Source organism: Microbacterium meiriae, from assembly GCF_032364335.1.
GTDB classification, from domain to species: Bacteria; Actinomycetota; Actinomycetes; order Actinomycetales; family Microbacteriaceae; genus Microbacterium; species Microbacterium meiriae.
Genome location: NZ_CP133984.1, coordinates 2299494 through 2325367, shown reverse-complemented (window position 1 = coordinate 2325367; position 25874 = coordinate 2299494). Strand labels below are relative to the sequence as shown.

Here is a 25874-nt window from a genome sequence, read left to right as displayed (position 1 = left end):
GGCGGTCCCGACCAGCTCGCCGAGAAGATGGACCAGCTCGACGAGCAGCTGGCCGAGCAGCGCGCGGAGACCCTGCGCGCCGGCCTCGCCGACTACGAGCTGGACGACGAGGACGCGGAGCTCCTCGCGGGCATCACCCTCGGCGAGGACGGCATCCAGTACAGCCCCGCGCTGCCCGTGGTGGCGATCGTCGGGCGGCCGAACGTCGGCAAGTCCGCGCTCGTGAACCGCATCCTCGGCCGTCGTGAGGCCGTCGTGGAGGACACCCCCGGTGTCACCCGCGACCGCGTCACGTACAAGGCCGAGTGGAACGATCGTCGCTTCACGGTCGTCGACACCGGCGGCTGGGAACCCGACGCCCGGGGCATCGACCGTTCGGTCGCGGCACAGGCCGAGGTCGCGATCGACCTGTCCGATGTCGTGCTGTTCGTCGTGGACGCCATGGTGGGCGCCACCTCGACCGACGAGCACGTCGTGAAGCTGTTGCGCAAGAGCGGCAAGCCGGTCTTCCTCGTCGCCAACAAGATCGACGACGCGCGTCAGGAGCCGGAAGCGGCCGCCCTGTGGAACCTGGGTCTCGGGGAGCCGCACCCGGTCTCCGCGATCCACGGTCGCGGTGTCGCGGACCTGCTCGACGACGTGCTGAAGAAGCTGCCGGAGGTCTCCGCCGTCGCGAAGCAGGAGATCGGCGGCCCGCGCCGTGTCGCGATCCTGGGGCGCCCGAACGTCGGCAAGTCCTCGCTGCTGAACAAGGCCGCGGGGGAGGAGCGCGTGGTCGTCAACGACCTCGCCGGCACGACCCGTGATCCGGTGGACGAGGTCGTGGAGCTCGGCGGCAAGATGTGGCGCCTGGTCGACACGGCCGGCATCCGTCGCCGCGTGCACATGGCCCAGGGCGCCGACTTCTATGCCTCGCTGCGCACCTCCGCCGCCCTGGAGAAGGCCGAAGTGGCCGTCGTGGTGCTCGACGTCTCCGAGACGATCAGCGAGCAGGACGTGCGGATCATCGACCTCGTTCTCGAGTCGGGCCGCGCGCTCGTCCTCGCGTTCAACAAGTGGGATCGCCTCAACGACGACGACCTGGAGAACGCCGACCGCCGCCGCTACCTGGAGCGCGAGATCGAGCAGGACCTCGCGCATGTCGCGTGGGCCCCCCGCGTGAACATCTCGGCGAAGACCGGCCGTCACCTCGACAAGCTCGTCCCGGCGCTGGAGACGGCGCTGGAGAACTGGGATCGCCGGATTCCCACCGGCAAGTTCAACGCGTTCCTCGCCGAGCTCGTCGCCGAGCACCCGCACCCGGTGCGCGGCGGGAAGCAGCCGCGCATCCTCTTCGGGACCCAGGCCTCGACCCGTCCGCCGACGTTCGTGCTGTTCACGACAGGTTTCCTCGACCCGGGCTACCGCCGGTTCATCCAGCGCCGCCTGCGGGAGCTGTATTCGTTCGAGGGCACGCCGATCGTGATCAACATGCGGGTGCGCGAGAAGCGTCAGCGCTGACTCGTTGCCGCGCATGTCGCGGCGGTGGCGCCGGAGCCCCGATGCTGTGAAAAGCTGAGGGGGTGACTGTCGTACCTCCCGCCGCCGGTGAACCGCGTCGCCCCGAGGGGCCTCGCGATCCCGGCGATGCCTGGGTGGTCGCCGACACGGGCGAGCGGTACTGGGGCCGCTTCGGCGCCGCGGGTCTCCTCGCCGTCGACGCGGAGCGCGGGATCCTGCTGCAGCATCGCGTGGCGTGGAGCCACTTCGGCGGCACCTGGGGTCTGCCCGGGGGAGCGCTGCACGAGGGTGAGGCGGCCATCGTCGGTGCCGTGCGCGAGGCGCAGGAGGAGGCGGGAGTGCCGGATGGTGCGGTGCGGCCCCGCTTCACGAGTGTGCTCGATCTCGGCATCTGGTCGTACACCACCGTCGTCGCCGATGTGCGGACGCCGTTCGACCCCGTGATCAGCGACCCGGAGAGCGTCGCGCTGTCGTGGGTGCCCGTCGAGGACGTGGAGGGGCTGCCCCTGCACCCCGGTTTCGGTGCGGCGTGGCCGATGCTGCGAGCTCAACTGTCGGCGCATCCGGTGGTCGTGGTCGACGCCGCCAACGTCGTGGGGTCTGTCCCGGACGGCTGGTGGAAGGATCGCGCCGGAGCGGCCGCACGACTGCGCGACCGCCTGACGGGACTCTCCGTGCCCGCGGACGACCTCGGACTCGCGGGGGATGACTGGTTCCCGGAGGTCTCGCTCGTCGTGGAAGGTCGCGCGCGGGACATCGCGGAGGTTTCTGCCGACGGATCGTCCGCTGACGTTGCAGCCGCGGAAGCCGGCGTCGCGAGCTCGGCCCTGCACGTCGTGCGCGCGGAGGGCGCCGGTGACGACGCGATCGTGGCCGAGGTCGAACGCCGGGTCGCGAGCGCGCGGCCGGTTCTCGCCGTGACCAGCGACCGGGAGCTGCAGTCCCGCGTCGAGGCCGCCGGGGCGCAGGTGCGATCGAGCGGCTGGCTCCTCCGCCTCCTCGACGCTTAGCCCGCGGCGGGCTGTTCGGGGACTCACCCCGATCGGCTCGGGGGGGGGGGGGGGTCTGCTCGTTCGGCCGTCCGGGTCTGTCTCGATCGACTCTGGGGTGTGCTCGTTCGGCCGTGGGTCCGTCTCGATCGGCTCTGGTGTGTGTTCGTTCGCCGTCGGGGTCTGTCTCGGTTGGCTCTGGGGGTCCGCGCGGACGCGAGGCATGGGGCGCTGTACTGTCGACGCTTGCGCTGCGCGGGCAGTCGAAGCGACCCGAGAAACTCAGACGAACGCGACCCGACGCGGGGCGTGATCGGTGTGGATCGCGCCGAGGGGACTTCGCCATTCGAGAACCCCACCGGGGCGCTGTCGTACCGTCCAGCGCTGAGGCTCCGGGATATCGGGGTGTTTCAGCATGTGGTGTCCGCGGCAGAGGTGCGCGAGGTTGTCGACCCGAGTCGGGCCGCCTTTCGCGTGATCCCAGGTGTGGTCGATGTCGCAACGGTGTACCGGCTGCCGGCATCCGGGGAACCTGCAGTGCTGATCGCGGGCTCGGAGCAGTCGGCGCATGCTCTCGGTCGGGCTGTACGCGTCCGTCTCGACAACCTGGCCGTGCGGATCGAGGAACAAGCGCGTCCACCCCCCGTCACGTCCGGCCAGAGCGCGGGCGATGTCCGGGTGCAGGGCGCCGTGTCCGTCCAGTTCGGCCGGACGGTCGTCGAGACCCGCGAGGGTCGTCGCCGCCACGGTCACCTGCAGGCGCCCGCGTACGCCGGCGAGGCCCTCGCCCTCGACGGCGCTCGGATCGGCGGTGAGGAGCAGATCGGTCAGCAGGTCGGCCTGCACCTGGCTCCAGGTGCGGGTGTCTGAGGGGGCCGATTCCGCCTCGGGGTCGAGGGCGTACGTGTCGCCGTCGGCGCTCGGGATCGTAGTCCCCGCCCGGGTGTCATCGCACGGGCGATCCGTTTCGACGCTGTGAGCAGTCAGTAGTTCGTGGTTCGCAGGAGCCAGGGGATGCGTCGCTTCGTCCGACCCCGCATCAGGCGCGGGAACCGCAGCGCGCGCCCGGAGCACCGTGCGGGTGAGCTGACTCAGCCGGTCGGCGATCGCCACCGCCGCCCACTCCGGGAGGATCGCCGTCAGGACCGCGAGGCCGTCGTCGACCGATCGCACTGTGACGCAGCGCTCGTCCGCCGCTCGGCGGTGTCGCTCCGTGATGGTCTCGCCGACGAGAGCGGAGGCGACGCGGCGGGCATGCACCCGCGTGCGCGCCGCGGTCTCGGCTTCGGCGACGACGAGCACCGCCGTCTCGAACAGCGCCATCGTCTCCGGCGCGACGACGCGGTTGCGGATGGCCTCGTCCACGATGGCGCTCGCCCGTGCGACCTCCCGGACGTGTGCGGAGCTCAAAGTTCCCTCGTGGAAGGCCTGCCGCACGCGGGGGAGCGCCGTGCTCAGCGCAAGAGCGTCGGCGAACGCGAACTCCATGGTGCCGGTGGAAACGCGCCCCGCCGCGGCGAACTCGGCGACCATCGAGCGGTGGATGGCGTCACGGTGGTGCGGGGCTGACGCGACGTCTTCGTCGTGGAAAGCGATCTGCGCGACCAACAGCTCCGCGGCCTCTGCCTCCAGCGCCGCGATGCGCCGGCGGGTCTCCGCCCAGGCGTCTCGCACGCGTCGCCGCTCCTCCAGGTCGAGGGGTGCGGTCGTGAGGTTCGTCATACTTCGATTTTAGAACCTATGTTCGAATCAAGGAAGGGTTCAGTCCTGTTGTATATCGCCTCGTCCGCGAAGGCGATCGATGTCTCGACGTTCCCGCTTCGTAGGTCGTCCGGCGCCGCGGTCCCGGACGCCGAGGGCTGCCTGCGGCTCGCGTTCCGGCGTTCGGTCTTCGTACGCGAGGGCGGCCAGCGGCGCGCCCACACGCTTGACGAGGATCTGGCGCACGATCAGGATTCGATCGAAGCCCGCGATGCGGATGCGGAGCTCGTCGCCCACGCGAACTGCCTGCGCGGCCTTCGCCTTGTCGCCGTTGACGCGCACATGCCCCGCGCGGCATGCGGTGGTCGCCGCTGACCGGGTCTTGTAGACGCGCACCGCCCAGAGCCAACTGTCCACCCGCGCGCTGTCGACCATCAGGCGGCCCTCCGCTGCAGGGAGACGAGCGCGCCCGCGACGATCAGCCCCTGGCCGAGCGTGTATGTCAGCATCACGGCGGGGCTGCTCCAGGCCGGGAGGGCGTCGGGGAGGAAGAGTCGGAAAGCGAGGATCGTGTCGCTCGCCAGGAAGAACGCGCCGCCCGTCACGACGAGCGGATGGCATCGTGCGGCGAACGCGGCGGTGCCCGCGAGGAGCAGGCCGTACAGCGCGACCCCGATGAGGAGCGGGCCCGTGTGCGGGCCGAGAAGGAGGATCATCGCGAGCCACCAGGCGGCATAGATCGCTGTCCACCACGGCAGGCGGCGGCGCGCCAAGTGGCGGGCGAAGAGGACGATGTAGGCGATGTGCGCGAGACCGAAGAAGCCCAGCATGAGCGGAAGCTCGGGGGCCGCGGGGAACAGCGCGCCCGCGCCGTCACCCAGCCAGGAGAAGAGCAGGGCGATGAGGAGGAGGGCCACCGTGACGGGCGGGTGGATCCGTCGCGCCGCCACGAGGACCGGCACCGCGAGCAGCGGCATGAGCAGCAGCTTCGTCGGCCCCGCGAGGTCGTGGCCGAGCGCGAGAAGCACAACGTGCAGGAGAGAGACCACGACGTACGGCACGAACGCCCACACGATCGCGGGAGGGAGGGTGCGGCGCTGCATCCCTCCATCGTATGACCGGAGGGGCATGTCGTCTCGAAGGCGGTCGATCGGACCGGGCCGACTCAGGACTCGACGGTGACCGTGGCCACGGCGCCCTCGCCATCGAGGTGCACGGCGGGCCAGTAGCCCTCCGGGAAGTGCTCGCCGCAGGTGTCCGTGAAGTGGAGGACGACGGTGCCGTCGGCTCCGGCCTCGATGGTCTCGAGCTCCAGGTCGTCGGCCGCCTCGTCGAGCTCGGCGGGGCCGGGGTCTCCGGTGCTGAACGTCGTGACCACGGCGTCCGAGGCGACCCGGCGCAGTCCCGGGAGCGCGGCGACGACCGTGCGCAGCCGGGGGAGCAGCGGCGCGACCTCGTCCGGCGACGCGCCCTCGACCATCAGCTCGTAGGTGCTGCCCTCGACCTCGACGCCGCCGACGAACCAGTCGTGGGTGAGGACGGAACCGTCGTCGAGTTCGGAGGTCGCCCGGTGGAGCGGTCCGAGGTCGGGATCATCGAGAGAGGAGTTCGCGGCGCTCATGCCTTCACGCTATCGCTCTCGTTCGGTGTGATTTCCAGGGCGACGAGCACGCGCCCCGGCTTCATCACCGCCTTCTCCTCGAAGCCGGCGCGGAGAAACGTCCCGAGTGTGCCGTGGTACAGATCGTTCGCGCGCTTCTTCTCGCCGCGGGTATCGACAGGATAGCCCTCGATGAGGCGGGCGCCGGACTCCCGCGCGAAGGCGATCGCGGCATCAAGAAGCTCCGCGTTGAGCCCGGTGCCCCGATGCTCCCTGCGGACGACGAAGCAGGTGACCGCCCACACGGACTCGTCGTCGAACGGCTCGGTGCTCGACGCGGCGATCATGCGGGTGCGGGGGATCCGGGCCTGACGGGTGCGCGGTCCGATCCGGATCCAGCCCGCGGCCTCGCCGTCGACGTACGCGACCAGTCCCGGAGGGGGACCCTCGTCGATCTCGGCGCGGAACATCTCGGTGCGCTGAGGCGTGGTGGTCTGATTCCAGTCCTTGTTCGGCAGCACCGGCCAGATGCACTGGCAGCTCGCCCCGTCACCGCCGCCGGTGAGCGCGTGCTGCACGTCATCCCAGCGGGCGGTCGTCGCCAGCGCGGTCGTGATCGTCGACATGCAGGCGACGGTACAAGCAGCTTCCGACACCCCGCAACGCCTCGGTTCGCGAGAGGCCTCCGGTGCGGCTAAGATAGGGGAGTTGCCTGCGCGAGAGTGCAGAACAACGGGCTGTGGCGCAGCTTGGTAGCGCACTTGACTGGGGGTCAAGGGGTCGCAGGTTCAAATCCTGTCAGCCCGACCATTTGAGGGTCGGAATCTCGCAAGAGGTTCCGGCCCTTCTGCCTTCCCGGGATCGCCGAGGGCACGAAGAGGGCACGCCTTATGCGGCCCTCCGCGGCCGTCAGCGCGTGGGAAGGAGCTCCGCGATCGTCCCCTGGGGCGCGCCGACCAGAGTCTCGCAGGCCTGTGCCAACCGGGCGGCGAACAGCGCGGCGTCGGTACGGCGCGTCAGCGCATGCGCTGCGATGCCGTCGATCATCGCGAGGATCTGCCAGGCCACGGCATCCGTGTCATCCGTGCGGAACACGCCGGAGCGCCGGCCCTCCTCGATGAGCTGCGCGATGAACGACTGCCAGGCGCTCATCTGCTCGTCGATGGTCACCGACAGCGCTGCGCTGCCGCGGCCGAGGGACCAGGCGTCCACCCACACGAGCGTGATGTCGTCGTGGCCGCTGCTGAGGACCGTGGAGATCATCCGTGCCATCCGTGCCGCCGGCTCGCTCTCGGTCTCGGCCTGGGTGCGGACGTCGTCCAGTTCGGATGCCGTCAGCTCGCGGAAGGTGCGCGCGACCAACTCGTCCATGCTCGATGCGTAGTGCGAGACGAGCCCCGGCGCCACCCCTGCCCTGCCGGCGACCGCCCGCAGCGTCAGCGCGGACAGTCCCTTCTCCCTGGCGATCGCGATCGCGGCGTCGTAGATCTCGCCGGCGCGCTGCTCCGGCGTTTTCCTGGTTCGGGGACGCGTATCGGGTGTTGACATGGTGCCTCCAGTGTAGGAACATTCCTGTATTGGTCATGCGACCAACAAGCCGTTGTCGGCAAAGGAGATGACATGGGCTGGCGGATGCCGCACGAGGGCGAACGGCACGAACGCACCTGGATGGCGTTTCCGCGCGTGGGCGTCACCCTGGGCGACGGTGCTGCCTGGCGCGACACGGCGTACCGCGCGTGGACCGACGTCGCGCTGGCGATCGCCGAGTTCGAACCGGTCACGATGGTCGTGGACCCGACCGAGATGGCGCGGGCGCGGGACATGCTCGGCTCGGCCGTTGAGATCGTCGAGTCGCCGCTGGACGAGTTCTGGATGCGCGATTTCGGCCCGACCTTCGTCCTCGACGACGACCGGCCGGGCTCCCTCGGCGCGGTCGACTGGATCTTCAACGGCTGGGGTGCGCCCGCATGGGCCGAGTGGCAGGTGTCGGCCGGCGTCGCGCGCATCGTCGCCGCACACGTCGGAGCCGAGCACATCAGTTCGGTGCTCGTGAACGAGGGCGGCGGCATCCACGTCGACGGCGAGGGCACGGTGCTGCTCACCGAGACCGTGCAGCTCGACCCGAACCGCAACCCCTACGCCGACAGAGGCCGCGTCGAAGCCGAACTCGCACGCACGATCGGCGCGACCACTGCCATCTGGCTGCCGCGAGGCCTCACGCGCGACTACGACGAGTTCGGCACCAACGGACACGTCGACATCGTCGCCGCGTTCGCCGCTCCGGGCCGGGTTCTGCTGCACCGTCAGGACGACGCGGGACACCCCGACCACGTCGTCACGCGGGAGCTGAAGGCGTTCCTGCAGGACCAGACGGATGCCGCGGGCCGCCCGCTCGAGATCATCGACGTCCCGGCCCCCGAGACCCTCCGCGACGACGAGGGCTACGTGGACTGGAGCTACATCAACCACCTCGTGGTGAACGACGCCGTGATCGTCTGCGGGTTCGGCGAGGACGCCGCCGATGCCCGTGCGCGGGACATCCTCGGAGCCGCGTACCCCGGGCGACGGACCGTGACCGTCGACGCACGCCCGATCTTCGCGCGCGGCGGCGGCATCCACTGCATCACCCAGCAGCAGCCGGCAACGGGCGAGGCGCCCGCATGATCGACGTGGTCGAAGCATCCATCGCGGACCTGCGACGAGCACTCGAGACCGGTGCGGCTACCAGCGTCGCGCTGGTGCAGGCTTATCTCACCCGTATCGACGCGTACGACGCACCCGGCACCGAGACCGCGCTCAACGCGGTCGTCGTCCGCAACCCCGACGCCCTCGCCGAAGCCGCGGCGTCCGATGCCCGCAGGGCGGCCCGGCACTCGCTCGGCCCGCTGGACGGCATCCCGTACACGGCGAAGGACAGCTACCTCGTCGCAGGGCTCACCGCGGCATGCGGTTCCCCGGTGTTCGCGGATCTGGTCGCGCAGCGGGACGCGTTCACGATCGAACGGCTCAGGGCCGGCGGGGCGATCTGCCTCGGCCTGACCAACATGCCGCCGATGGCGAACGGCGGGATGCAGCGCGGTGTGTACGGACGGGCGGAGAGTCCGTACAGCGCCGACTGGCTGACCAGCGCATTCGGATCCGGCTCCTCGAACGGATCGGGCACCGCGACCGCCGCGAGCTTCGCTGCCTTCGGACTCGGCGAGGAGACCTGGTCGAGCGGTCGGGCACCGGCGTCGAACAACGCCCTCTGCGCATACACGCCCAGCCGCGGCGTCATCTCGGTGCGCGGCAACTGGCCGCTGGTGCCCACGATGGACGTCGTGGTGCCGCATACCCGTACGATGGCCGATCTCTTCGAGGTGCTCGACGTGATCGTCGCCGACGACGCCGACGTCCGCGGCGACTTCTGGCGCGCCCAGCCGTGGGTGCGTGTTCCTGCGGCCTCCGAGGTGCGTCCGTCGTCGTACCGAGACCTCGCCGCGGCCGACCCTCGTTCCGTTCTCGCCGGCCGCCGCTTCGGTGTGCCGCGCATGTACGTCAATGCCGATCCGGATGCCGGCACCGGCACCACCATCGGAGGCGCGACCGGGCAGGGCATCGTGACCCGGGCGTCCGTCATCGACCTCTGGGAGCAGGCGCGCCGAGACCTCGAAGACGCCGGCGCCCACGTGGTCGACGTCGACTTCCCGGTCGTCACCAACTACGAGGGCGACCGCGCCGGGGCGCCGACCGTGAGCACCAGGGGACTGGTGTCCGAGCGGTTCCTGCGCTCCGAGATCGAGGATCTCTCCGCCTGGGCGTGGGACGACTTCCTGCGCGCGAACGGCGACCCCGCGCTCGATCGGCTCGAACTCGTCGACGGCGCGCGCATCTTCCCGCATCCGGGAGGTGCCCTCCCGGATCGCTACACCGGCTTCGATGACGAGATCGCCGGGTATCCGGCCCTCGTCCGCGAGCGCCCGTACGCCTCATTCACCGACATCCCGCATCTCGAGGAGGGTGTGCGCGGGCTCGAGGAGACCCGCCGCGTCGACCTCGAGGAGTGGATGGACGCGCTCGGCCTCGACGCCGTGATCTTCCCTGCCGTCGCCGATGTCGGCCCCGCCGACATGGACGTGAACCCGGCATCCGCCGACGCGGGGTGGCGCAACGGCGTGTGGGTCGCGAACGGCAATCTCGCGATCCGTCATCTCGGCATCCCGACCGTCACGGTGCCGATGGGCACGATGGCAGACATCGGGATGCCGGTGGGTCTGACCATCGCGGGCCGCGGCTGGGACGACACCGCCCTGCTGCGCCTCGCCGCCGCGTTCGAGGCGACCGGCGATCGCCGCACCGCGCCGCCGCGCACTCCCGCTCTTCCCGGAGAGGAACTCTCGTGACGTCGCCCTTCCCGCGCCCGGAGCGGCGCCTGCAGATCACGGCCGATGCCGCGGATCCGCTCCGGCGCGGCGCCGAGCGAGGCATGCAGCTGCGCGCGGCTCTGCCCGGCACGATCGCCGCGTATGATCGGCTCTTCCGCCTCGGCGCCGTCGACGAGAAGACCGTGCGCGACGACGCCGAGCGGCTGCTCGACGCGGTCGACGCCCACCGTCCGGCGCTGCGCGCGCAGATCGAGGGCATCGCCGCCGGTGCGGACGTCGAGATCTGGCGCGTCGCAGCATTGAACGGCCGCACGGAGATCCTGTCCCGCAGCGTCGCCGTACCGCCAGGAGAGTGCTCGACCATCGTGCGCTCGATCCGCGATGCGGACGGCCGCGCGCGCACCCTCGGCGTGCAGACGTGGGACTGGCACATGGAGATCGCGCCGTACTGGCACACGATCATCTCTCGCGGCGGTGTCCACGACTATGCCGGGCTCACCGAATGCGGCATCCTCGGCAAGATCGGCGTGAACAGCGCCGGCGTCGCGCTGCACTTCAACATCCTGGGGCATCGGTCCGACCGGCCCGAGGGCATCCCGATGCACGTGCTCGCCGCTCTCGTGCTCGAGGAGGCCTCCAGTGTCGCGCACGCCGTCGAACTGGTGCGCGAGGCGCCGGTCACGAGCTCCGGCTCGTTCGCGCTCTTCGACGCCGCGGGCGACGCCGTGCTGCTCGACATCAGCCCCGAAGGCGTGTTCTCCGCGCCCGCCATCACCGAGGGCACCTGGCTGCGCACGAATCACTTCCTCACCGAAGAACCAGCGGCGCACGAGAAGACCTGGCTGTACCAGCCCGACTCCGGTCAGCGCTGGGACTTCCTGCGGGGCCGACTGCTGTCGGCCGGCGCACCGACGGATGCCGAGCAGCTGCGCACGATGCTCGTGACCGGCGACGGCGAGCCTCCGGTGACCTGCCTACCCGACCTCGCGCTTCCGATGGGACAGCGGTGGGCCAGCCTGGCCACTGTCGTGCTCGACCCCGTCGGTCGTCGGGCCGACGTGCTCGACGGCACTCCGGCTGAAACCGCCACCCGCCCGCATCTGACGCTCGCGCTCTGACCCGATCGAAGGGACCACCATGACCGACACCGCCACCGTCTATCGCAACGCCATCGTCTTCGACGGGCTCGCGGATGCTCCGGTGCAGTCCGCGTTCGCCGTGCGCGGCGATCGCATCCTCGCTGTCGGCACGGAGACGGAGGTCCGCTCCGCGGCAGGAGAGGGTGCCGCGGTCGTGGACCTTGACGGGGCCTTCGTGATGCCCGGTGTCATCGAGGCGCACGCGCACCTGGCGATGTTCGGCCACGCGCAGGGCAAGGTGCAACTCCGCGACTGCACCTCGGTGGCACAGATCCAGCAGCGGCTGCTCGAGGCACGGGCGATGAACCCGGACGCGACGATCATCGAGGGTGTCAGCTGGCTGTTCGACGCGCTGCCTGATGGCGTCACCCAGCCGACCGCGGCGATGATCGACGAAGTGATCGACGACATCCCGGTCTTCCTCGATGCGAACGACCTGCACAGCACCTGGGTGAACACAGCCGCGCTGCGCGCAGCAGGCATCGACCGCGATACCGTCGACCCGATCGGCGGCCAGGTCGTGCGGGACGAGGACGGAGAGGCGACCGGGTTCCTGCTCGAGACCGCGGCCATGGATCTGCTGGCGGAGTATCTCGACGGCATCCGGACCGAGGAGGAGGTCGACCGCCACCTCGACCTCGCCTTCAGCGCGTACCTGGCGGCCGGCGTGACCGGCGCCGCCGACATGGGGATGACAGAGCAGTCGATCGCGGCGCTGCGGCGTCGGCTCGACCGCGACGGTCGGCTGCCGTTCCCGGTCACCGCGCACTGGTGGCTGAGCTCCACCGGCGACCCGGCCGCCGATCTCGCGCAGGTCGAGCGTGCGGTGCAGCTGCGCGACGACCTTCAGCCACGGGCACGCCGTGGCTGAAGGTCGTCGGGGTGAAGTTCATCCTCGACGGCGTGATCGACGCGTGCACCGCCGCGATGGTGCGTCCGTATGCCGACGGCTCGAACGCCGACCCGATCTGGAGCCGCGAGGCTGCGACGCCGGTCGCGATCGCCGCCGACCGCGCCAGCCTGCAGCTCGCGATGCACGCGATCGGAGACGCGGCGAGCGCACTCGCCGTCGACCTCGTCGAGGCCTGTGAGCGCGAGAACGGCACCGGCACCGGCCGCCGGCCGCGCATCGAGCATCTGGAGTCGGTCGCGCCCGAGACGGTCGCACGGATGCGCGCGCACGGCATCGCCGCCTCCATGCAGCCGGTGCACTGCGACCCCGCCATCCTGGACAACTGGATGGCGATGCTCGGTGATCAGCGCGCTCACGACGGCTTCCCGTGGAACTGGTTCCGCGACGTCGACGTTCCCGTCGCGCTGGGCACCGACGCCCCCACCGCACCCCACGAGGCGCTGCACAACCTGTTCATCGCGATGTCCGGGCGATCCTCGATCGACCGCACGCTGCCGCCGTACCACCCCGAGCGCGCGTTCACCGCCGCGCAGGCAGTCGCGGCGGCGACGTCCGGCGCGGCCTACGTCGGCGCGATCGACGACGCCTACGGCCGGATCGCGCCCGGTTTCTTCGCGAACGTCGCCGTGCTGGACATCGACCCGCTGTCCGCGCCGACCGACGACCTGCTCACCGGCGCCGTGCTGCTCACCCTCGTGCACGGCGAGGTCGCCTACCGGCGCCCATGAGCTTCCGCTCCTGAATCCCGAACGCCCCCTGCACTGACGCAGGTGGGTGCCCGTCCTGGAAGGACCGTCATGTCCGACACATCCGCCATCCCCGCTCCTGGTGCCGTCGCGCCCGGATCCGAGTCCGAGTTCATCGACTCCGCGAACACCCCCGAGACCCGAGGCATCGAACTCATCGACGACGCCCAACGGCACGGGAGAGCGCGCGATCTGTTCTTCGTCTGGAGCGCACCGGGCGTCAGCGTGCTGAACATCACGGTCGGCGCGTCGATGACGCTCGTGCTCGGCCTGGAGATCTGGCAGGCGCTGCTCGTGATTCTGGCGTCGAGCGTGCTCGCTCTGCTGCCGGGCATCGTCGCCATCTCCGGACCGGCAGCCGGCACGTCCGGCTCAGTGGTCCAGCGTGCGATCTACGGCATCCACGGCAACAAGATCGTCATCGCGTTCTACGGCTGGTTCATCTCGGGGGTCTTCCTCGCGCTGAACTGGGTGGCGGCGTCGTTCATCGGCGGCGAACTGCTCGTGCGGTGGGGCTTCCCCGATCCGATCGCGGCATCGATCCTGGTGGCGGTCGTGGTCTCGACGATCACCGTGATCGTCGCCGTGTACGGTCACGCCCTCATCCTGAAGGCCTACCTGGCGATCTCGATCGGGCTGTTCGTGATCTTCGCACTCGTCATCGGCTTCATCGCCCCCGCGCTGGATTGGGGGTTCGCGCAGCCCGAGCCGCTCAGCGGGCTGCCGCTGTGGGTGAGCGTCACGATCGCGTTCGCGCTGATGGCATCGTCGCCGCTGTCGTTCAGCAACAGCGCCGACATGGCCCGTTATCTGCCACGCGACACCACAGCGTCCGGCATCATCGGCGCGACCGCGCTGGGACAGCTCTTCCCCGCGGTGCTCATCACCGCCTTCGGCGTCGTGCTGGGCGGTTCCATCGGGCCAGACAGTCTCGCGAACGGCATCGAGTACTCCCTGCTCGAGAAGCTGCCGGTCTGGCTCGCCCCGCTGTTCGTGCTCGGCGTCCTGGTGAACTGCATCTCGCTCAACGGCATGACGACCTACACGGCCAGCATGGCACTGCAGTCGATCGGCGTGCCGATCCGCCGCATCCCCTCCGCGATCCTCATCGGTGCGCTCGGCTGCGCGTTCACGATCGTGCTCGTCGTCGCATCCGACCTGATCAGCGCCGTCAACCTGATGCTGCAGTTCCTGCTGATCATCTCCGTGCCCACGATGGGCGTCTACGTCGCCGACATCGTCCTGCGCCGCAACCGCTACTCCGGGACCGACCTGTTCGACGAACGTTCCGGCGGTAGGTTCTGGTATACCCGCGGCTTCGGCATCCCGGGTCTCGTCTCCGTGGTCGCCGGTGGCTTCGCCACCGCGATGTTCCTGTCGACGACGGTGTGGACCGGCCCGCTCGGCGCGGCGCTGGGCGGGCTCGACCTCTCGGTGCCGATCGGACTCCTGGTCTCGATCGGCCTGTACGCCGTGCTCGCAGGACGGACGGTGCGCACGCAGATCGGCGGCTGAGACCGGGGGCCTCCGCGGGTGCTCTCTTCGGCCACCCGCGCCAGATCACGTTGTGCCATCAGCCCAACCGAGAAGGCCCGGAAACCCGCACGAGTCTCCGGGCCTTCTGCATCCCCCGTCAAGGGGGTACGGCACCGTCCCTCCGCGTCCTACCGTTCCCCCCATGGCTATCGAACTGAACCGACCGGCGCTGAAGCTCGCGCGCTCCCTCGTCCGCGACGGCAAGGTCGTGCGGGACGAACGCGACGACTGGTCCGAGGCGGCGCCCAGCGCAGAAGACGAGAACCGCTTCATCGACGAGCGCGGATGGACGGAGTTCGCCCACTGGCACCTCGGCATCGACAAGAGCGAGAACCCCGAGACGAAGAAGGCGTACAGCTTTCCCTTCGGCGACTTCCAGAAGGTGCGTCGCTCCGGCGTGATCTCGGGTGAGAGCCGCGCCGGGCAGTACGACCACACGGAGGTCAGGGACGAGCTGCGGAAGCTCCTCGAGCTCATCGACTCCGAGGACGCCTGACGCCACGCGTCCGTATGCTCGTCCCAAGGCTGTTTCGATGACGACGGGGTGGGGCATGGTCGACGACACCGGCAGGGACGACGCAGACACGAGCGACGAGACGGAGGAGGACCTCCCGTACTACACACCGCCGTTCGGCAGGGAAGAGGTCCCGGGGTTCCTCGACCGGCTTGTCGCCCACCTGCTCGCGGGAGAGACGCGGGAGGCCTTCACGTTCGAGGGGGTGGAGGTCGAGGAGTCGCAGGGAGTCTGGCTGCTCCCGCTCGGCGGCTACGACCCCGACGCCGACGAGTCGCTGCAGCCGAACCCGCCCGCGGACCTCGTGGTCCCCGAGGGCGGATTCGCCGCCTACGCGGAGGAGTGGACGGAGGGCGTGCGCCGGACGCTGCACGAAGCGTGGGGCGCGCCGATGGTCCGGAAGCCGTCGCTCGTGGGGGAGAACCAGGACCCGGAGGGCATCCTCGACGTCGTCCTCGTCTCGGTCGGCATCCCGGAGGCGGAGATGTGGGACCGCGGCGATCTGTACTGCGTGCTGGTCACGAACTGGGACGCCGAACCGCGGCAGAGCATGCTGCGCCAGGCGATGGTCGTGCTGCCGCGGGAGTACGCCGTCGGCAGCCTCAGCGCGCTCCTGCCCGAGGAGGACATGCACAACGACCTCCTCATGAACGGCGAGCATCCGCTCGAGCTCCGACGCCGCGCCTGGCTGCTGAGCACGCTGTTCGGCGCCGGGGAGGTGCGGCTGCGCGATGTCGACGTCCCGGCGTCCCGCTTCAGCCTGCAGTCGCGCAGCGGGGTGACGACGGTCTGGACGTTCACGGACGACGGCCGCATCCTCGTCCTCATCCAGGACCCGACGTCGACGTTCGCGGACGAAGCGCCGGCGCAGTTCCTCGCCGAGGTGGCGCAGCAGCACGGTGGCGAGGCGGCGGACGTCGTGGACTCGTCCGAACGGGAGGCGGACCTGGCGGAGGCCTGGCTGATCCTGGCCGCTCGCATGCTCGACAGGGTGCCGGACGACCTCCGTTCCCTCATCGCCGCCCGTGGCGAGGACGCCCGCGGCGCGGTCGCGGAGCACGACCTGGAGTTCCGCATGCTCGGCGACGAACCCGTGCCGGTCATCACCGGCGCGGTGTGGTTCGACGGAGCGCACTGGTGCGTCTCGCCCTCGCTCATGGAAATCGGCCGCCGCAACGACTTCGGCATGGACGACTTCGGTTTCGGCGCCGCGGTGCGGCAGCCGTATCGCCTCGGGGGCGCGCTCACCCTCGACGAGATGTCCCGGGAGGGCGACGAGCGGCGCGCCTGGTTCGAGCAGGTCTTCGCCGCGTGCCCGTACCCGAAGCAGGACCGCCCGTCCGACACGGACCGCCTCGGCTACGCGGTACCGACGAGCGGCGACCATCACGACCTCGTGGCGGACATCGAGCGCGTCACCAGAGCGTGGTGGGAGCGCTCGCCGGAGGACGCCGACTGGGCGGATCGGACGTTCGAGATCGGCGGACGCGGGCTCCGCGACGACCACGGTCGGGCGCTCCGCGTCGTGCTCGCCTCGGGGGAGCGTTGGACGGTCGATGCGCTCCAGGCCTGGGCAGACGACCTCATCCGCATCATGGGCGAACGGTGGGGAGCGGCGGGGGAGATCCACGCCCGCAACGAGAAGACCGGAATCGATCGCCGCAGCCCGCTCACCCGTGTCATGCGCGCCACCGGACTGCTCACCGCGCCGCTCTGGTGGGTGAACGGCCACGCGGTGGCTGTCGTCGCCGGGACACCCGACCCCTCGTACGGCGACGACCCCGAAGTCATCATCGTCATCGCGCGACCGGACGCCGTGCTCGACCTCGCGCGGGGGAGCAGTCCCTGGGAGCTCCGCATCCGCTCCCGGATCATCTCCGACGTCTCCGCCCTCGTGGGCGGCGCCCCCGCGTCCGAACCCGTGCCGTGGAACGGCCCGCCGCTCGCGGGCGCATCCCTCGTCCCCGATGCGATGCGCGGCGGCTTCCGCACCGGCGACCACTTCTGGACGTGGCACTTCACCCACGACGGGCGCGGCCTCCTCCTGTCGCATCCGACGGGTCCCGACGCCGCCGCGCGACCCGAGCCCACCTTCGAGGAACAGCTCGCCCTGTTCGGCGGGGTGCCCGACGACCTGCTGTCGCTCGTGGTGGACCGAGACCCGGGAGGGTTCTTCCCGGTCGTGCATCGCGAGGCTTCGGCCCCTGGCCCCGCTGAGACCGGCGGCCTCCTCCCCGGCGCGACGACCCTGCCCGCCGTGCACGCCGTGTTCTGGCGGGATGACGTCGACTGGCGCGCCTCGGAAGGGATGTTGCGACGGGTGCGCTCTGCCCTCGACCCGGACGACGTGGACACGACGAACCCCCTGGAGACCATCTACGCCGAAGCCCTGGGGGTGCCGCAGCTCCAGTGGGCGCTGCGGATGGGGGACCGCATGGGGCCGCCGACCCTGCTGGATGCGCCGTACGCGAGCTTCGTCTTCGATCGGGTGCCCGAGCGGGAGGAGATCGAGCAGGTCTACGCGGGCCTCGGGGTGTTCCCCGATCTCGCACTCACGGGCACGCTCAACGATCTCCTCGACGTCGTCGTCGATGCTCCGGGATACCGGTTCCTCCTCGACGCCGCGCTCAGTAACCCGCACCCGGAGCGCCGCCGCGAGCTCGCGCTCTGGCTCTTGGACCAGCGCCTCGACGCGTCCTCCTCCCTGTCGTTCCTGAGCCCGGTCAACGTCCTCTTCGCCAACCCCACGCTGGACGCGGAGGACGAGCCGGTACTGCGACGCCTCCTCGAGAAGGGCGCGATCCCGGGCCCGACACCCGTCGCGACGCTCCCGGAGGGTCATCCGTTCGTGCAGCTGCTGGATCGCGACATGGAGGAGACCGCGCTGGCGCCACTGGTGCGGACCCTCCTCGTGCACGGCGACGTCGATCCCGCGACGCCGGCTCTCCCCGACGGCCGCAGCTTGCTGGACTTCGCAGCCGGCCCCTTCCCGCACGGACGGTCCAGGGACGCGCTCGCGTCGGCGATCCGCGAGATCGCCGTGGGCAGGGACCTCGAAACCGGGACGGAGCCGGAGCGATGAGCGCTGCAGAGCCCAGAGCGCGCGTGGATGATGCGGAATCGTACGCCCGTGCCCTGCGCACCGTGCTCGACACGGAGAGCGAGCGCGTCGCCGCCGCACTGGGGGACCTGCACCGCGCCGCCGTCGAGGCGGAGAACGGCGTGGAGGCGATCCTTATCGACGTCTTCGTCGACCAGGACGGCGAGGGCCCGTTCGACGTCTGGGCCCGGTTCGAGGGGGCTGACGCCTTCGCGCTGGACCGACGTCTCGACGAGCAGCGCCATCTGTTCGGGGTCGAATGGACCGCGGACGGCTGGGAGCCCGCGGTGCCCTCGCGCCCGCGCCGGTGGACGCGGGATCGCCTGGAGGAAGCCGTCCTCGTCGTCGTCGCCGAGTGGATCGAAGGCCTCCTCCCCGCGGACGCGCGGGAGGGCCTCTTCTGGGTCGGCGCTCCAGACCTCGGCTACGCCTGACCGGGCGCGGGTTGCCGCGAACGGCCCGACCGCCCGTCGCGCGGTGATAACGTCGGGTTATGAGTGACCGCGTGAGCGTCGAAGCCCTCCGCTATGCCCAGGCCGTCTCCGAGACGCACTCCTTCGGTGCCGCCGCGCGTGCCTACGGCGTGACGCAGCCCGCTCTCTCGACGGGCATCTCCAAGCTGGAGGACCGTCTGGGAGAGCGCCTGTTCGAGCGCTCGCCCCGCGGAGTCGTCCCGACGGCGTTCGGTGCGCATCTGCTCCCGGTTATCGACCGCGCGCTCCTCGCCGTGGACCAGGTGGCCGCCGAGGCCGCGCGCTGGAACCGGTCGGCCGACGCACGGGTGCGGGTCGGCGTCTCCCCGCTCATGAACCCGGCCATCGTCGCTCGTGCCTACACGGCCGTGTGTGCACTTCCCGCTTCTCCGGCGCCGCGGCAGCTCGTCCTCCGCGAGGCGAACGTCGCCGACCTGCGGCGCGAGCTCTCCGCCGGGGAGCTCGACCTCATCCTCGTCCCGTCCGTCGCCCCCATGCCGCGGTTCCGGCACCGTATCGTCGACGCGGAGCCCGTGGTCGTCGTCGACCAGGAGCCGTCGCCGGACGGCCCCGTGGAGCTCAGCGACCTGACGGACGCACCCCTGATCCTGATGCCGGACACGTGCGGGCTGACGACCTTCACCACCGATCTCTTCGCTGCGAACGACGTTCCGCTGAGCGCCTACGACGGCGAGGCCGCGACCTACCGTGTGCTCGAGGAGTGGGCCAAGCTCGGCCTCGGCACGGCGGTGATCCCGCGATCGAAGCTCGCGTCCCCGGACGCGCCGCACCGCACGCTGCGTGAACGCGGCATGGACGTGGAGATCTTCTACGAGGCCGTCTGGGATCCCTCCTCCCCGCTCGCCGACGACCTGGCCGAGCTCACCGCCGCGCTCTCGCTGGATCCCGCCGCCGTCCGGTCATAAGGAGTCGTTATCACTCCATCATGCGCGCTCGTCTACTGCGGCGGGCTCTCGCTTCGTAGCGTGGAGACGAGACGGCACCCGCCGTCCATGACGGAGAGGAGCCGCACAATGGCCGAGCTCGACAGGGAATTCACCGGACGCACCGCGATCGTGATCGGGGGCACGAGCGGGATGGGTCTCGCCATCGCCGAGCGGATCGGACGGGAGGGCGCGACCGTCGTCCTCGTCGGCCGGCGCGGGGAGAAGCTGGAGGCGGCGCGGGCGTCTCTCGTCAGCCACGGCATCGACGCCATCACTGTGCAGGCGGACCTGACGGACCCCGCGAGTGTGGCGGCGCTCCGCGCCCGCCTCGCCGCGGAGCACGCCGACGCCGATCTCCTCGTCAACGCGGCGGGCGTCTTCGCGCCGAAGCCGTTCCTCGAGCACACCGAAGCCGACTACGACGCATATCTGGACCTCAACCGGGCGACCTTCTTCGTCACCCAGACGGTGGTCTCCGGCATGGTCGCGCAGGGCCGCGGCGGAGCCGTCGTCACCCTCGGTTCCATGTGGGCGCACCAGGCCATCTCCGCGACGCCGTCGTCGGCGTACTCGATGGCCAAGGCCGGCCTGCACTCGCTCACACAGCACCTGGGGATGGAGCTGGCGTCGCACGGCATCCGCGTGAACGCGATCGCCCCGGCGGTCGTGCGCACCCCCATCTACGAAGGCTTCATCCCGAAGGACGAGGTCGACGAGGTGGTGTCGAGCTTCGACGCCTTCCACCCGCTGGGCCGCGTGGGGACCCCGGAGGACATCGCCGAGGTCGCCGCGTTCCTGCTGTCCGACCGGGCCGGCTGGGTGACCGGAGCGGTCTGGGACGCGGACGGCGGCGTGATGGCCGGGCGCAACTGAACCCGCCCTCTCCCGACGCTCCGGGAACCTAGCTGCTCGGCGAGGTCTCCTCAAGCCCCTCGATGACTGCGGCTCCGGCAGGAAGACTGGGGCCAGCCCGATCGAAGGAGGAGACATGGAATCGACACCCGACGACGTCGGCGGTCAGCCGCTGCGCGACGGCGACGCGACCACCGAGGCCGACCCGAGCAACGATCCCGCTCAGGCGGAATGGGAGCGCACGGAAGCCCTCGACGAGGGCGCGACGCCGGAGGAGCTGGACGCGACCACCGCGACGGGCCGTGATCCGGATGAGATCCCGGACCCCGACGACCAGGTGCCGGCGGCGGACCTGCCGGGTTCCGCACCGCAGCCGGAGAGCCAGGGGGAGGATCCGGTCCTCGCCGATCTCGGCGAAGAAGGCCAGGGCGACCTGGGGCCGGGGGACGTCTGATGGCCATCACGTCGATCGTCACCCGCTCGAAGAACGGCCAGTGGGTCAACGAGGTGGAAGGCGCGCCGGAGCTCTCCCGCAGCTACACCAGCCGCGACGAGGCGATCGAGGAGGGTGAAGCGCTCGCCTCCGAGCACGGCGCCCGCCATGAGATCGAGGAGAGCGAGCCGACCGGCACGATCACCGACGGTGGCGACCCGGACGACGCCTGATACCGGACGGTCCCTCAGCGGAGGATGACGAGCTCGCGCGTCGTGCGGGTCATCGCCACATAGCGGTCGACCGCCCCCGTGCGCCCGGAGCCGAAGGCCTCCGGGCGCACGAGGACCACGAGGTCGAACTCCAGCCCTTTCGCCCCCTCCGGCGTCAGCGTGCGGACTCGGGGCCGCGGCACGGCGCTCTCGTCGCCGATGACGGCGGCGACACCCTCCGGGTTCGCCGCTGCCCACGTGTCCAGCACCGCGTCGCGCTCGGCCACCGCGCCGTAGCGGACCGGTATGCCGCTCTCCCGTACGGAGGTCGGGACGTTCGCGTCGGGCAGAGCCTCGCGGATCGTCGGTGCGGCCAGCGCCATGACCTCGGCTGGAGTGCGGTAGTTCACCCGGAGCGAGGAGACCCGCACGTTCCGCAGGCCGAGACGTTCGAGGCGGGCGGACCACGACTCCGTGAACTCCCTCCGCGCCTGGGCCCTGTCGCCGACGACGGTGAAGCTGCGGGAGGGGCACCGTGCGATCAGCATGCGCCACTGCGCATCGGTCAGCTCCTGGGCCTCGTCGACGACGATGTGACCGAAGGGGCCGGCGAGTTCGTCCGGCGGGAGCGGGGGAGGCACGTCCGCTCCGGCGAGAACGTTGCGCGCATCCTGACCTCGCAGGATCGACATCACCTTCATCTCGCTGTCGTCGCTCGCGACGAGGTGCTCGACCACCGCCGACATCTGCTCCTGCGCCGCGGCCGCCGCGCCCTGCCGGCGGTGCTGCTCGCGGACGACCTCGGGATCGCCGATCCGGCGGTGCGCGGCATCGAGGAGGGGAAGGTCGGGATCCGTCCAGGGCGCCCCCTCGTCACGGTGCAGCAGGGCGAGTTCCTCGGGCGCGAGGTCGGGGGCGCACTGCGCGAGCAACGTCGGGGACGCCCAGAGCGCGGCGACCACCGCTTCCGGCGCCAGCAGCGGCCACGCCCGTACGAAGGTCCCGGTGAGCTCGTCGTCCTGCCGCAGCCACCGGCGGATCGAGGACTCCGGGACATCCTCGTCGCGCACCTGGTCGACGAGCAGTTCCAGCAGCTCCTCCCACACCTCGTCGCGGGCCTCGTTGAGCGGGGAGGCGGGATCGGCCGCGGCGAACAGCTCGCCCCAGTCGTCTCGGCTGATCCACAGATCGGCCCACGGCGTCTCGATGCGGAGCGCGTGCCTCGGCGGCCGGGTCAGGACGGCGACCGCCGCCTCGATCACCTGGTCCGGGTCGAGGCCCTGCTTCAGCTCGGCCACGCGGGGGTCCTGCTCTGCGACCGCGCCCGCGCCCTCGGGTGTGAGGTCGCGCAGGGTGCACAACCGCACCGTGTCCTCGCCGAGACTCGGCAGCACGTCCTCCACATAGCCGAGGTACTGCGGGTTCGGACCCACGAGGAGCATGCCGCCGGCGCCGTTCGTCAGCCGCGGCTCGGCGTACAGGAGGTGCGCCGCCCGGTGCAGCGCGACCACCGTCTTCCCGGTGCCGGGCCCGCCGTCCACCACGAGAGCGCCGGGGGAGGGGGCGCGAACGATGGCGTCCTGATCCGCCTGGATCGTCGCCAGCACGTCCCGCATCCGCCCGGTGCGGTGCGCCTCCAGGCTCGCGAGGAACGCGGACTGATCGTCGAGGGATGCCGCACCGTCGAGACCCTCCGGCGACAGGGCCTCGTCCCAGTAGTCCGTGATCCGGCCTGCGTTCCATCGGTACCGTCGCCGCGAGATGAGCCCCCGGGGGTCCTCCCAGGTCGCCGCGAAGTACGGTTCGGCTGCCGGAGCCCGCCAGTCGACCAGCAGACGGGTGCCGTCCGCGTCGGACACCCCGGCGCGCCCGATGTACACGGGCGGGCCCTCCGCAGGGGTCATCCGCCCGAGGCACATGTCGATGTCGAAGCGCTCCCGCAGGCGCAGGGTCGCACTGAGCCGTCGGATCTCGAGGTCGCGGTCGACCGCCGTCACACCCGCGTCCGCGGCCTGCCGACGGACGAGGGCGAGACGAGCGGTCAGGGCATCCCGCTCCCGGGACAGCGCGGCGCCGAGACGCCGGAGGTGGGCACGATCGACGGCGATGAGGGTATCCGCGGATTTCGCCGCGTGGTCGTCGGGCAGGGTGAAGGGGTCGAGCACCGGAGGTCTCCTTCGCGAGAGCGGGCGGGGGCACACGAGCCGTCGATTCTGCCTCGCGAGGGGGGCCTTGTGGCAAGCCCCCACCCCGGCGATATCCTGGAAGTGCAGGGAGACGAGGGGACCTCATCATGACCCATCGGATCGGCTACCTCATCGGCAGCCTCGCATCGGACTCGATCAACCGCGTCCTCGCCACGGCGCTCGTGCGGCTCGCCCCGCCGGACCTCGAGCTCGTGGAGATTCCCATCCGGGACCTCCCGCTCTACAACCGCGACGACGAGCTCGAACCCGTCGCCGCGGTCACCGCGTTCAAGAGTGCCGTCGAGGGGGCGGACGGTCTGCTGCTCGTGTCGCCGGAGTACAATCGCTCCATCCCCGGTGCGCTGAAGAACGCCATCGACTGGGGTTCGCGGCCGTGGGGGCACAACTCCTTCGCGCGGAAGCCCACCGGCATCATCGGCGCCTCGACCGGGGCGATCGGCACCGCTGTCATGCAGTCGTCGATGCGGAGCGTGCTGAGCTTCCTCAACGCGCCGCAGCTGAACGCCCCTGAGGCGTACATCGCGTTCCGGCCCGAGGTGTTCGGTGCCGACGGCACGGTGCACGACGCCGACACCGAGAAGTTCCTCGCGCACTACATGGAGGAGTACGCGGCATTCGTCGAGCGGGTCCTGTCGCTCACCGCGCCGGGTCACGTCGGCGATCGGTAGGCCGCGCTCGCCGCGTCAGGAGGGCATATCCGCGACGAGGGCGCTCAAGGCCACGGCGTCATGGGGCGCGTGCCCGCGGGCGTCGTTGTCGAAGTACACGTAGACGTCGCGCGGCTTCCCGTCGTCGGCTCCTGAGCCGTCCGCCCATCCGCGGATGAGGGCCGCCCACTCCCGCAGCTCCGCGTCCGTGTACCCGCTGTGATAGAGCATCTGCGCACCGTGGAGACGGATGTAGACGAGGTCCGCGGTGAGGGCGTCGAAGCGAGGCCACTTCCCGGCGGTGTCGGCGACGACGAGGGAGGTGCCGTGCTCCTGCAGAAGACGCAGGCTCGACGGATCGGCGAACGAGTCGGAACGCGGTTCGAGGGCGTACCGGAGTGGGCGGTCGGCATCGATCTCCAGCCACGCCCGGTCCTGCAGCCGCTCGTCATGACGTCGAGCGAGCGCGAGGGCCTCCGCCGTCGTCCGGGGAAGGGTGTCGAGGAACGACTCCAGGAGCTCGGCGTCGAAGCGCTGGCGCTCGGGGAGCTGCCAGAGGATCGGGCCGAGGCGGGGACCGAGGGCGAGGACCCCCGACGCGAAGAAGTTCGCCAGCGCCTGCTCGACGTTCCGCAGCCGGAGCATGTGGCTGACGTAGCGCGAGCCCTTGACCGCGAACACGAAGTCCTCGGGAACGCTCGCCGCCCACCGCCGGTAGCTGTCCGGCCGCTGCAGGGAGTAGAACGAGCCGTTGAGCTCCACCGTGGGGAACAGCGATCCGATGTGTTCGAGCTCTCGTCGCTGCGGCAGGCCGCGCGGGTAGAAGTCGCCGCGCCACCGGGCGTACCGCCATCCGGAGACGCCGATGCGGACCCGGCCTCCACCGCCCGTCCGCGTCATCGCCGCCTCCCTCGGGTCAAGCCCCTTGCCGCTGTCATCCGGCGTCGGCAAGCTGGAGACATCCACACCGAAGGAGGAGAAGCCATGTCCCTGAATGACCATCCGATCGACGATGTGAAGCCCGAAGCCGACCTGCAGGAGCAGGAGCGCCTCGCCGCGGAGACTCCCGAGGACCCGGAAGCGCCGACCCCCTCGGCACCGGAGCCGCACCCCATCGAGGCGGATCCCGCGGATGCCGCGGAGCAGCGGATCGAGGTGCCCCTGGACGAGGACGGCCTCGACGAGCCCGCCGACGACTGACCGCCTCCGGCGGTGTGCGCGCCGGAGTGGCGTCGGAGACTGCGGAGAGGCGTCATGGTGCACGACCGTAGTCCGGCGGGCGCGCGCGTTCGCCGGGGTTGACGCTCGGCGGGACGGCGGCTAGCCGCGGGGTATGCCCTCTCGACGGGACCGCCCCAACTCGGTGCTGCCGAGAGGGCTCACCGTCCTACCCGGACGGTTGGGGAGGCGGCGAAGTCTCGCTGTCTCTACGGCTGATCCCCCAGAGATTCAGCCGGTAGCCCCCGCTACGAGAGCAGGATATCCCTTAATCTCCTTGTCCGCCATTTGGGGGACAAAGATTTCTTCGAAAATTCTGCGCGGCTCCGATCCCTGTCGCCGATGCCAGCCGTTCCGTAGGGTGGGGGCATGGACAGGATGCTCGTCTTCGCCGGTCAGGTCGCGCTCCCGGTCGGGCACCGGGTCGAGGTCTCCGAACTCGTCGACCCGCAGACGGAGGAGCCGGTCGTCCTCTCGCTGCTCGACCTCGATACCGGTATCCGCTACCGTCGCGCCGAGGAGCCGCGGGCCGAGGTGACGCACTGGATCGGTCGCGTCCTCGACTGCACGGTGGCGGTGGGCGTCGCTCCGCGAACGTCGCTGCTCCTCGACCCCATCGGGCCCTCAGCCAGCGGCGCGGGCATCGCTCTGCGGGGCGCGGACGCGGCAGTCAACGCGGCCAAGGCCGAGGCTGATCGCTGGGGTGGATCGGATCGGCCCCCGCCGGAGGAGCCCGAACGCTTCTGGTGACGGCCGGAAGCCGGGGCCCCTCGCGCACCGGGG

26 protein-coding genes and 1 tRNA gene are annotated in these 25874 nt (G+C 70.8%); 19 read left to right on the top strand and 8 right to left on the bottom strand.

Annotated elements, in window-relative coordinates; genetic code table 11:
- Positions 1 to 27 precede the first annotated feature (27 nt).
- Complete coding sequence (gene der, locus RI211_RS11200; RefSeq protein ID WP_315637765.1) at positions 28 to 1500, top strand: ribosome biogenesis GTPase Der; 1473 nt, start codon at positions 28 to 30, stop codon at positions 1498 to 1500.
- 62 nt (positions 1501 to 1562) lie between these two features.
- Positions 1563 to 2510: an NUDIX domain-containing protein gene (locus RI211_RS11195; RefSeq protein WP_315637529.1), complete on the top strand. Its 948-nt coding sequence runs from the start codon at positions 1563 to 1565 to the stop codon at positions 2508 to 2510.
- A gap of 261 nt (positions 2511 to 2771) precedes the next feature.
- Here the strand turns inward: RI211_RS11195 and RI211_RS11190 are convergent, their stop codons facing one another.
- The 5 genes from RI211_RS11190 to RI211_RS11170 all read right to left on the bottom strand — a co-directional run bounded on the left by RI211_RS11190 (position 2772) and on the right by RI211_RS11170 (position 6416).
- A complete protein-coding gene (locus tag RI211_RS11190; protein ID WP_315637530.1) occupies positions 2772 to 4211 on the bottom strand; it encodes an HNH endonuclease signature motif containing protein in 1440 nt (479 codons plus the stop codon).
- Positions 4212 to 4250: 39 nt separating this feature from the next.
- On the bottom strand, positions 4251 to 4625 hold the full coding sequence (locus tag RI211_RS11185; protein ID WP_187661841.1) for an Hsp15 family ribosome-associated heat shock protein: 375 nt from the start codon (positions 4623 to 4625) through the stop codon (positions 4251 to 4253).
- Entirely contained in the window at positions 4625 to 5293 is a 669-nt protein-coding gene (locus RI211_RS11180) for a lysoplasmalogenase family protein (protein ID WP_259954758.1), read from the bottom strand. The genes RI211_RS11185 and RI211_RS11180 overlap by 1 nt, the downstream gene beginning before the upstream one ends.
- Positions 5294 to 5355: 62 nt before the next feature.
- On the bottom strand, positions 5356 to 5811 hold the full coding sequence (locus tag RI211_RS11175) for a hypothetical protein (protein ID WP_315637531.1): 456 nt from the start codon (positions 5809 to 5811) through the stop codon (positions 5356 to 5358).
- The gene (locus RI211_RS11170) at positions 5808 to 6416 is read right to left on the bottom strand and encodes a GNAT family N-acetyltransferase (RefSeq protein ID WP_259954761.1); all 609 of its coding nucleotides are present in this window, start codon (positions 6414 to 6416) and stop codon (positions 5808 to 5810) included. Before RI211_RS11170 ends, RI211_RS11175 begins: the two co-directional genes overlap by 4 nt.
- A gap of 107 nt (positions 6417 to 6523) precedes the next feature.
- Here RI211_RS11170 and RI211_RS11165 point away from each other — a divergent pair.
- Positions 6524 to 6600 (top strand) — tRNA-Pro (locus tag RI211_RS11165).
- Positions 6601 to 6699: 99 nt separating this feature from the next.
- Here RI211_RS11165 and RI211_RS11160 read toward each other — a convergent pair.
- A complete protein-coding gene (locus tag RI211_RS11160) occupies positions 6700 to 7338 on the bottom strand; it encodes a TetR/AcrR family transcriptional regulator (protein WP_268777334.1) in 639 nt (212 codons plus the stop codon).
- A 72-nt stretch (positions 7339 to 7410) separates the two neighbouring features.
- Here RI211_RS11160 and RI211_RS11155 point away from each other — a divergent pair, with 72 nt between their 5' ends.
- The 13 genes from RI211_RS11155 to RI211_RS11095 all read left to right on the top strand — a co-directional run bounded on the left by RI211_RS11155 (position 7411) and on the right by RI211_RS11095 (position 21040).
- Positions 7411 to 8454 (top strand): agmatine deiminase family protein, encoded by a 1044-nt coding sequence (locus RI211_RS11155; RefSeq protein ID WP_315637532.1) that lies wholly within the window; start codon positions 7411 to 7413, stop codon positions 8452 to 8454.
- On the top strand, positions 8451 to 10172 hold the full coding sequence (locus RI211_RS11150; protein WP_268777336.1) for an amidase: 1722 nt from the start codon (positions 8451 to 8453) through the stop codon (positions 10170 to 10172). The genes RI211_RS11155 and RI211_RS11150 overlap by 4 nt, the downstream gene beginning before the upstream one ends.
- Positions 10169 to 11272 (top strand): C45 family autoproteolytic acyltransferase/hydrolase, encoded by a 1104-nt coding sequence (locus RI211_RS11145; protein ID WP_315637533.1) that lies wholly within the window; start codon positions 10169 to 10171, stop codon positions 11270 to 11272. Before RI211_RS11150 ends, RI211_RS11145 begins: the two co-directional genes overlap by 4 nt.
- Positions 11273 to 11291: 19 nt before the next feature.
- Complete coding sequence (locus RI211_RS11140) at positions 11292 to 12164, top strand: amidohydrolase family protein (RefSeq protein WP_315637534.1); 873 nt, start codon at positions 11292 to 11294, stop codon at positions 12162 to 12164.
- A gap of 11 nt (positions 12165 to 12175) precedes the next feature.
- Positions 12176 to 12934 (top strand): amidohydrolase family protein, encoded by a 759-nt coding sequence (locus RI211_RS11135; RefSeq protein ID WP_315637535.1) that lies wholly within the window; start codon positions 12176 to 12178, stop codon positions 12932 to 12934.
- A gap of 69 nt (positions 12935 to 13003) precedes the next feature.
- Positions 13004 to 14467 carry a purine-cytosine permease family protein gene (locus RI211_RS11130; protein ID WP_187661833.1) on the top strand — a complete coding sequence of 488 codons (1464 nt, stop codon included), beginning with the start codon at positions 13004 to 13006 and terminating at the stop codon, positions 14465 to 14467.
- Between the two features lie 163 nt (positions 14468 to 14630).
- Positions 14631 to 14984 (top strand): hypothetical protein, encoded by a 354-nt coding sequence (locus tag RI211_RS11125; protein WP_315637536.1) that lies wholly within the window; start codon positions 14631 to 14633, stop codon positions 14982 to 14984.
- A 37-nt stretch (positions 14985 to 15021) separates the two neighbouring features.
- The gene (locus RI211_RS11120) at positions 15022 to 18084 is read left to right on the top strand and encodes a hypothetical protein (RefSeq protein ID WP_315637537.1); all 3063 of its coding nucleotides are present in this window, start codon (positions 15022 to 15024) and stop codon (positions 18082 to 18084) included.
- Positions 18081 to 18536, top strand: a complete 456-nt coding sequence (locus tag RI211_RS11115) for a DUF6389 family protein (RefSeq protein ID WP_315637538.1) — start codon at positions 18081 to 18083, stop codon at positions 18534 to 18536. The genes RI211_RS11120 and RI211_RS11115 overlap by 4 nt, the downstream gene beginning before the upstream one ends.
- Before the next feature lie 59 nt (positions 18537 to 18595).
- Entirely contained in the window at positions 18596 to 19501 is a 906-nt protein-coding gene (locus RI211_RS11110) for a LysR family transcriptional regulator (RefSeq protein ID WP_187661829.1), read from the top strand.
- Positions 19502 to 19609: 108 nt separating this feature from the next.
- Entirely contained in the window at positions 19610 to 20395 is a 786-nt protein-coding gene (locus RI211_RS11105; protein WP_315637539.1) for an SDR family NAD(P)-dependent oxidoreductase, read from the top strand.
- A gap of 115 nt (positions 20396 to 20510) precedes the next feature.
- Positions 20511 to 20828 (top strand): sugar ABC transporter ATPase, encoded by a 318-nt coding sequence (locus tag RI211_RS11100; RefSeq protein WP_187661827.1) that lies wholly within the window; start codon positions 20511 to 20513, stop codon positions 20826 to 20828.
- Positions 20828 to 21040 carry a DUF2188 domain-containing protein gene (locus RI211_RS11095; RefSeq protein WP_315637540.1) on the top strand — a complete coding sequence of 71 codons (213 nt, stop codon included), beginning with the start codon at positions 20828 to 20830 and terminating at the stop codon, positions 21038 to 21040. The genes RI211_RS11100 and RI211_RS11095 overlap by 1 nt, the downstream gene beginning before the upstream one ends.
- Before the next feature lie 14 nt (positions 21041 to 21054).
- Here the strand turns inward: RI211_RS11095 and helR are convergent, their stop codons facing one another.
- Positions 21055 to 23184, bottom strand: a complete 2130-nt coding sequence (gene helR, locus RI211_RS11090; protein WP_315637541.1) for an RNA polymerase recycling motor ATPase HelR — start codon at positions 23182 to 23184, stop codon at positions 21055 to 21057.
- Between the two features lie 125 nt (positions 23185 to 23309).
- On the opposite strand from helR, the gene RI211_RS11085 reads away from it, so the two are divergent.
- Positions 23310 to 23894 carry an NADPH-dependent FMN reductase gene (locus tag RI211_RS11085; RefSeq protein WP_187664183.1) on the top strand — a complete coding sequence of 195 codons (585 nt, stop codon included), beginning with the start codon at positions 23310 to 23312 and terminating at the stop codon, positions 23892 to 23894.
- A gap of 15 nt (positions 23895 to 23909) precedes the next feature.
- On the opposite strand, the gene RI211_RS11080 is transcribed toward RI211_RS11085, so the two are convergent.
- A complete protein-coding gene (locus RI211_RS11080; RefSeq protein WP_315637542.1) occupies positions 23910 to 24773 on the bottom strand; it encodes a DUF72 domain-containing protein in 864 nt (287 codons plus the stop codon).
- An 84-nt stretch (positions 24774 to 24857) separates the two neighbouring features.
- Here RI211_RS11080 and RI211_RS11075 point away from each other — a divergent pair, with 84 nt between their 5' ends.
- Together RI211_RS11075 and RI211_RS11070 are read left to right on the top strand one after the other, a co-directional pair.
- Complete coding sequence (locus RI211_RS11075) at positions 24858 to 25073, top strand: Rv3202a family protein (RefSeq protein WP_187661823.1); 216 nt, start codon at positions 24858 to 24860, stop codon at positions 25071 to 25073.
- Positions 25074 to 25460: 387 nt separating this feature from the next.
- Positions 25461 to 25841, top strand: a complete 381-nt coding sequence (locus RI211_RS11070; protein ID WP_268777345.1) for a hypothetical protein — start codon at positions 25461 to 25463, stop codon at positions 25839 to 25841.
- Positions 25842 to 25874: the final 33 nt, after the last annotated feature.

Excerpts from the sequence above, each read along its gene's own strand:
- der (WP_315637765.1), top strand. The coding sequence starts at position 28 with ATGGACCAGCTCGACGAGCAGCTGGCCGAGCAGCGCGCGGAGACCCTG.
- RI211_RS11190 (WP_315637530.1), bottom strand. The coding sequence starts at position 4,211 with ATGACGAACCTCACGACCGCACCCCTCGACCTGGAGGAGCGGCGACGC.
- RI211_RS11185 (WP_187661841.1), bottom strand. The coding sequence starts at position 4,625 with ATGGTCGACAGCGCGCGGGTGGACAGTTGGCTCTGGGCGGTGCGCGTC.
- RI211_RS11180 (WP_259954758.1), bottom strand. The coding sequence starts at position 5,293 with ATGCAGCGCCGCACCCTCCCTCCCGCGATCGTGTGGGCGTTCGTGCCG.
- RI211_RS11175 (WP_315637531.1), bottom strand. The coding sequence starts at position 5,811 with ATGAGCGCCGCGAACTCCTCTCTCGATGATCCCGACCTCGGACCGCTC.
- RI211_RS11170 (WP_259954761.1), bottom strand. The coding sequence starts at position 6,416 with ATGTCGACGATCACGACCGCGCTGGCGACGACCGCCCGCTGGGATGAC.
- RI211_RS11160 (WP_268777334.1), bottom strand. The coding sequence starts at position 7,338 with ATGTCAACACCCGATACGCGTCCCCGAACCAGGAAAACGCCGGAGCAG.
- RI211_RS11155 (WP_315637532.1), top strand. The coding sequence starts at position 7,411 with ATGGGCTGGCGGATGCCGCACGAGGGCGAACGGCACGAACGCACCTGG.
- RI211_RS11150 (WP_268777336.1), top strand. The coding sequence starts at position 8,451 with ATGATCGACGTGGTCGAAGCATCCATCGCGGACCTGCGACGAGCACTC.
- RI211_RS11140 (WP_315637534.1), top strand. The coding sequence starts at position 11,292 with ATGACCGACACCGCCACCGTCTATCGCAACGCCATCGTCTTCGACGGG.
- RI211_RS11130 (WP_187661833.1), top strand. The coding sequence starts at position 13,004 with ATGTCCGACACATCCGCCATCCCCGCTCCTGGTGCCGTCGCGCCCGGA.
- RI211_RS11125 (WP_315637536.1), top strand. The coding sequence starts at position 14,631 with ATGGCTATCGAACTGAACCGACCGGCGCTGAAGCTCGCGCGCTCCCTC.
- RI211_RS11120 (WP_315637537.1), top strand. The coding sequence starts at position 15,022 with ATGACGACGGGGTGGGGCATGGTCGACGACACCGGCAGGGACGACGCA.
- RI211_RS11115 (WP_315637538.1), top strand. The coding sequence starts at position 18,081 with ATGAGCGCTGCAGAGCCCAGAGCGCGCGTGGATGATGCGGAATCGTAC.
- RI211_RS11110 (WP_187661829.1), top strand. The coding sequence starts at position 18,596 with ATGAGTGACCGCGTGAGCGTCGAAGCCCTCCGCTATGCCCAGGCCGTC.
- RI211_RS11105 (WP_315637539.1), top strand. The coding sequence starts at position 19,610 with ATGGCCGAGCTCGACAGGGAATTCACCGGACGCACCGCGATCGTGATC.
- RI211_RS11100 (WP_187661827.1), top strand. The coding sequence starts at position 20,511 with ATGGAATCGACACCCGACGACGTCGGCGGTCAGCCGCTGCGCGACGGC.
- RI211_RS11095 (WP_315637540.1), top strand. The coding sequence starts at position 20,828 with ATGGCCATCACGTCGATCGTCACCCGCTCGAAGAACGGCCAGTGGGTC.
- RI211_RS11080 (WP_315637542.1), bottom strand. The coding sequence starts at position 24,773 with ATGACGCGGACGGGCGGTGGAGGCCGGGTCCGCATCGGCGTCTCCGGA.
- RI211_RS11075 (WP_187661823.1), top strand. The coding sequence starts at position 24,858 with ATGTCCCTGAATGACCATCCGATCGACGATGTGAAGCCCGAAGCCGAC.
- RI211_RS11070 (WP_268777345.1), top strand. The coding sequence starts at position 25,461 with ATGGACAGGATGCTCGTCTTCGCCGGTCAGGTCGCGCTCCCGGTCGGG.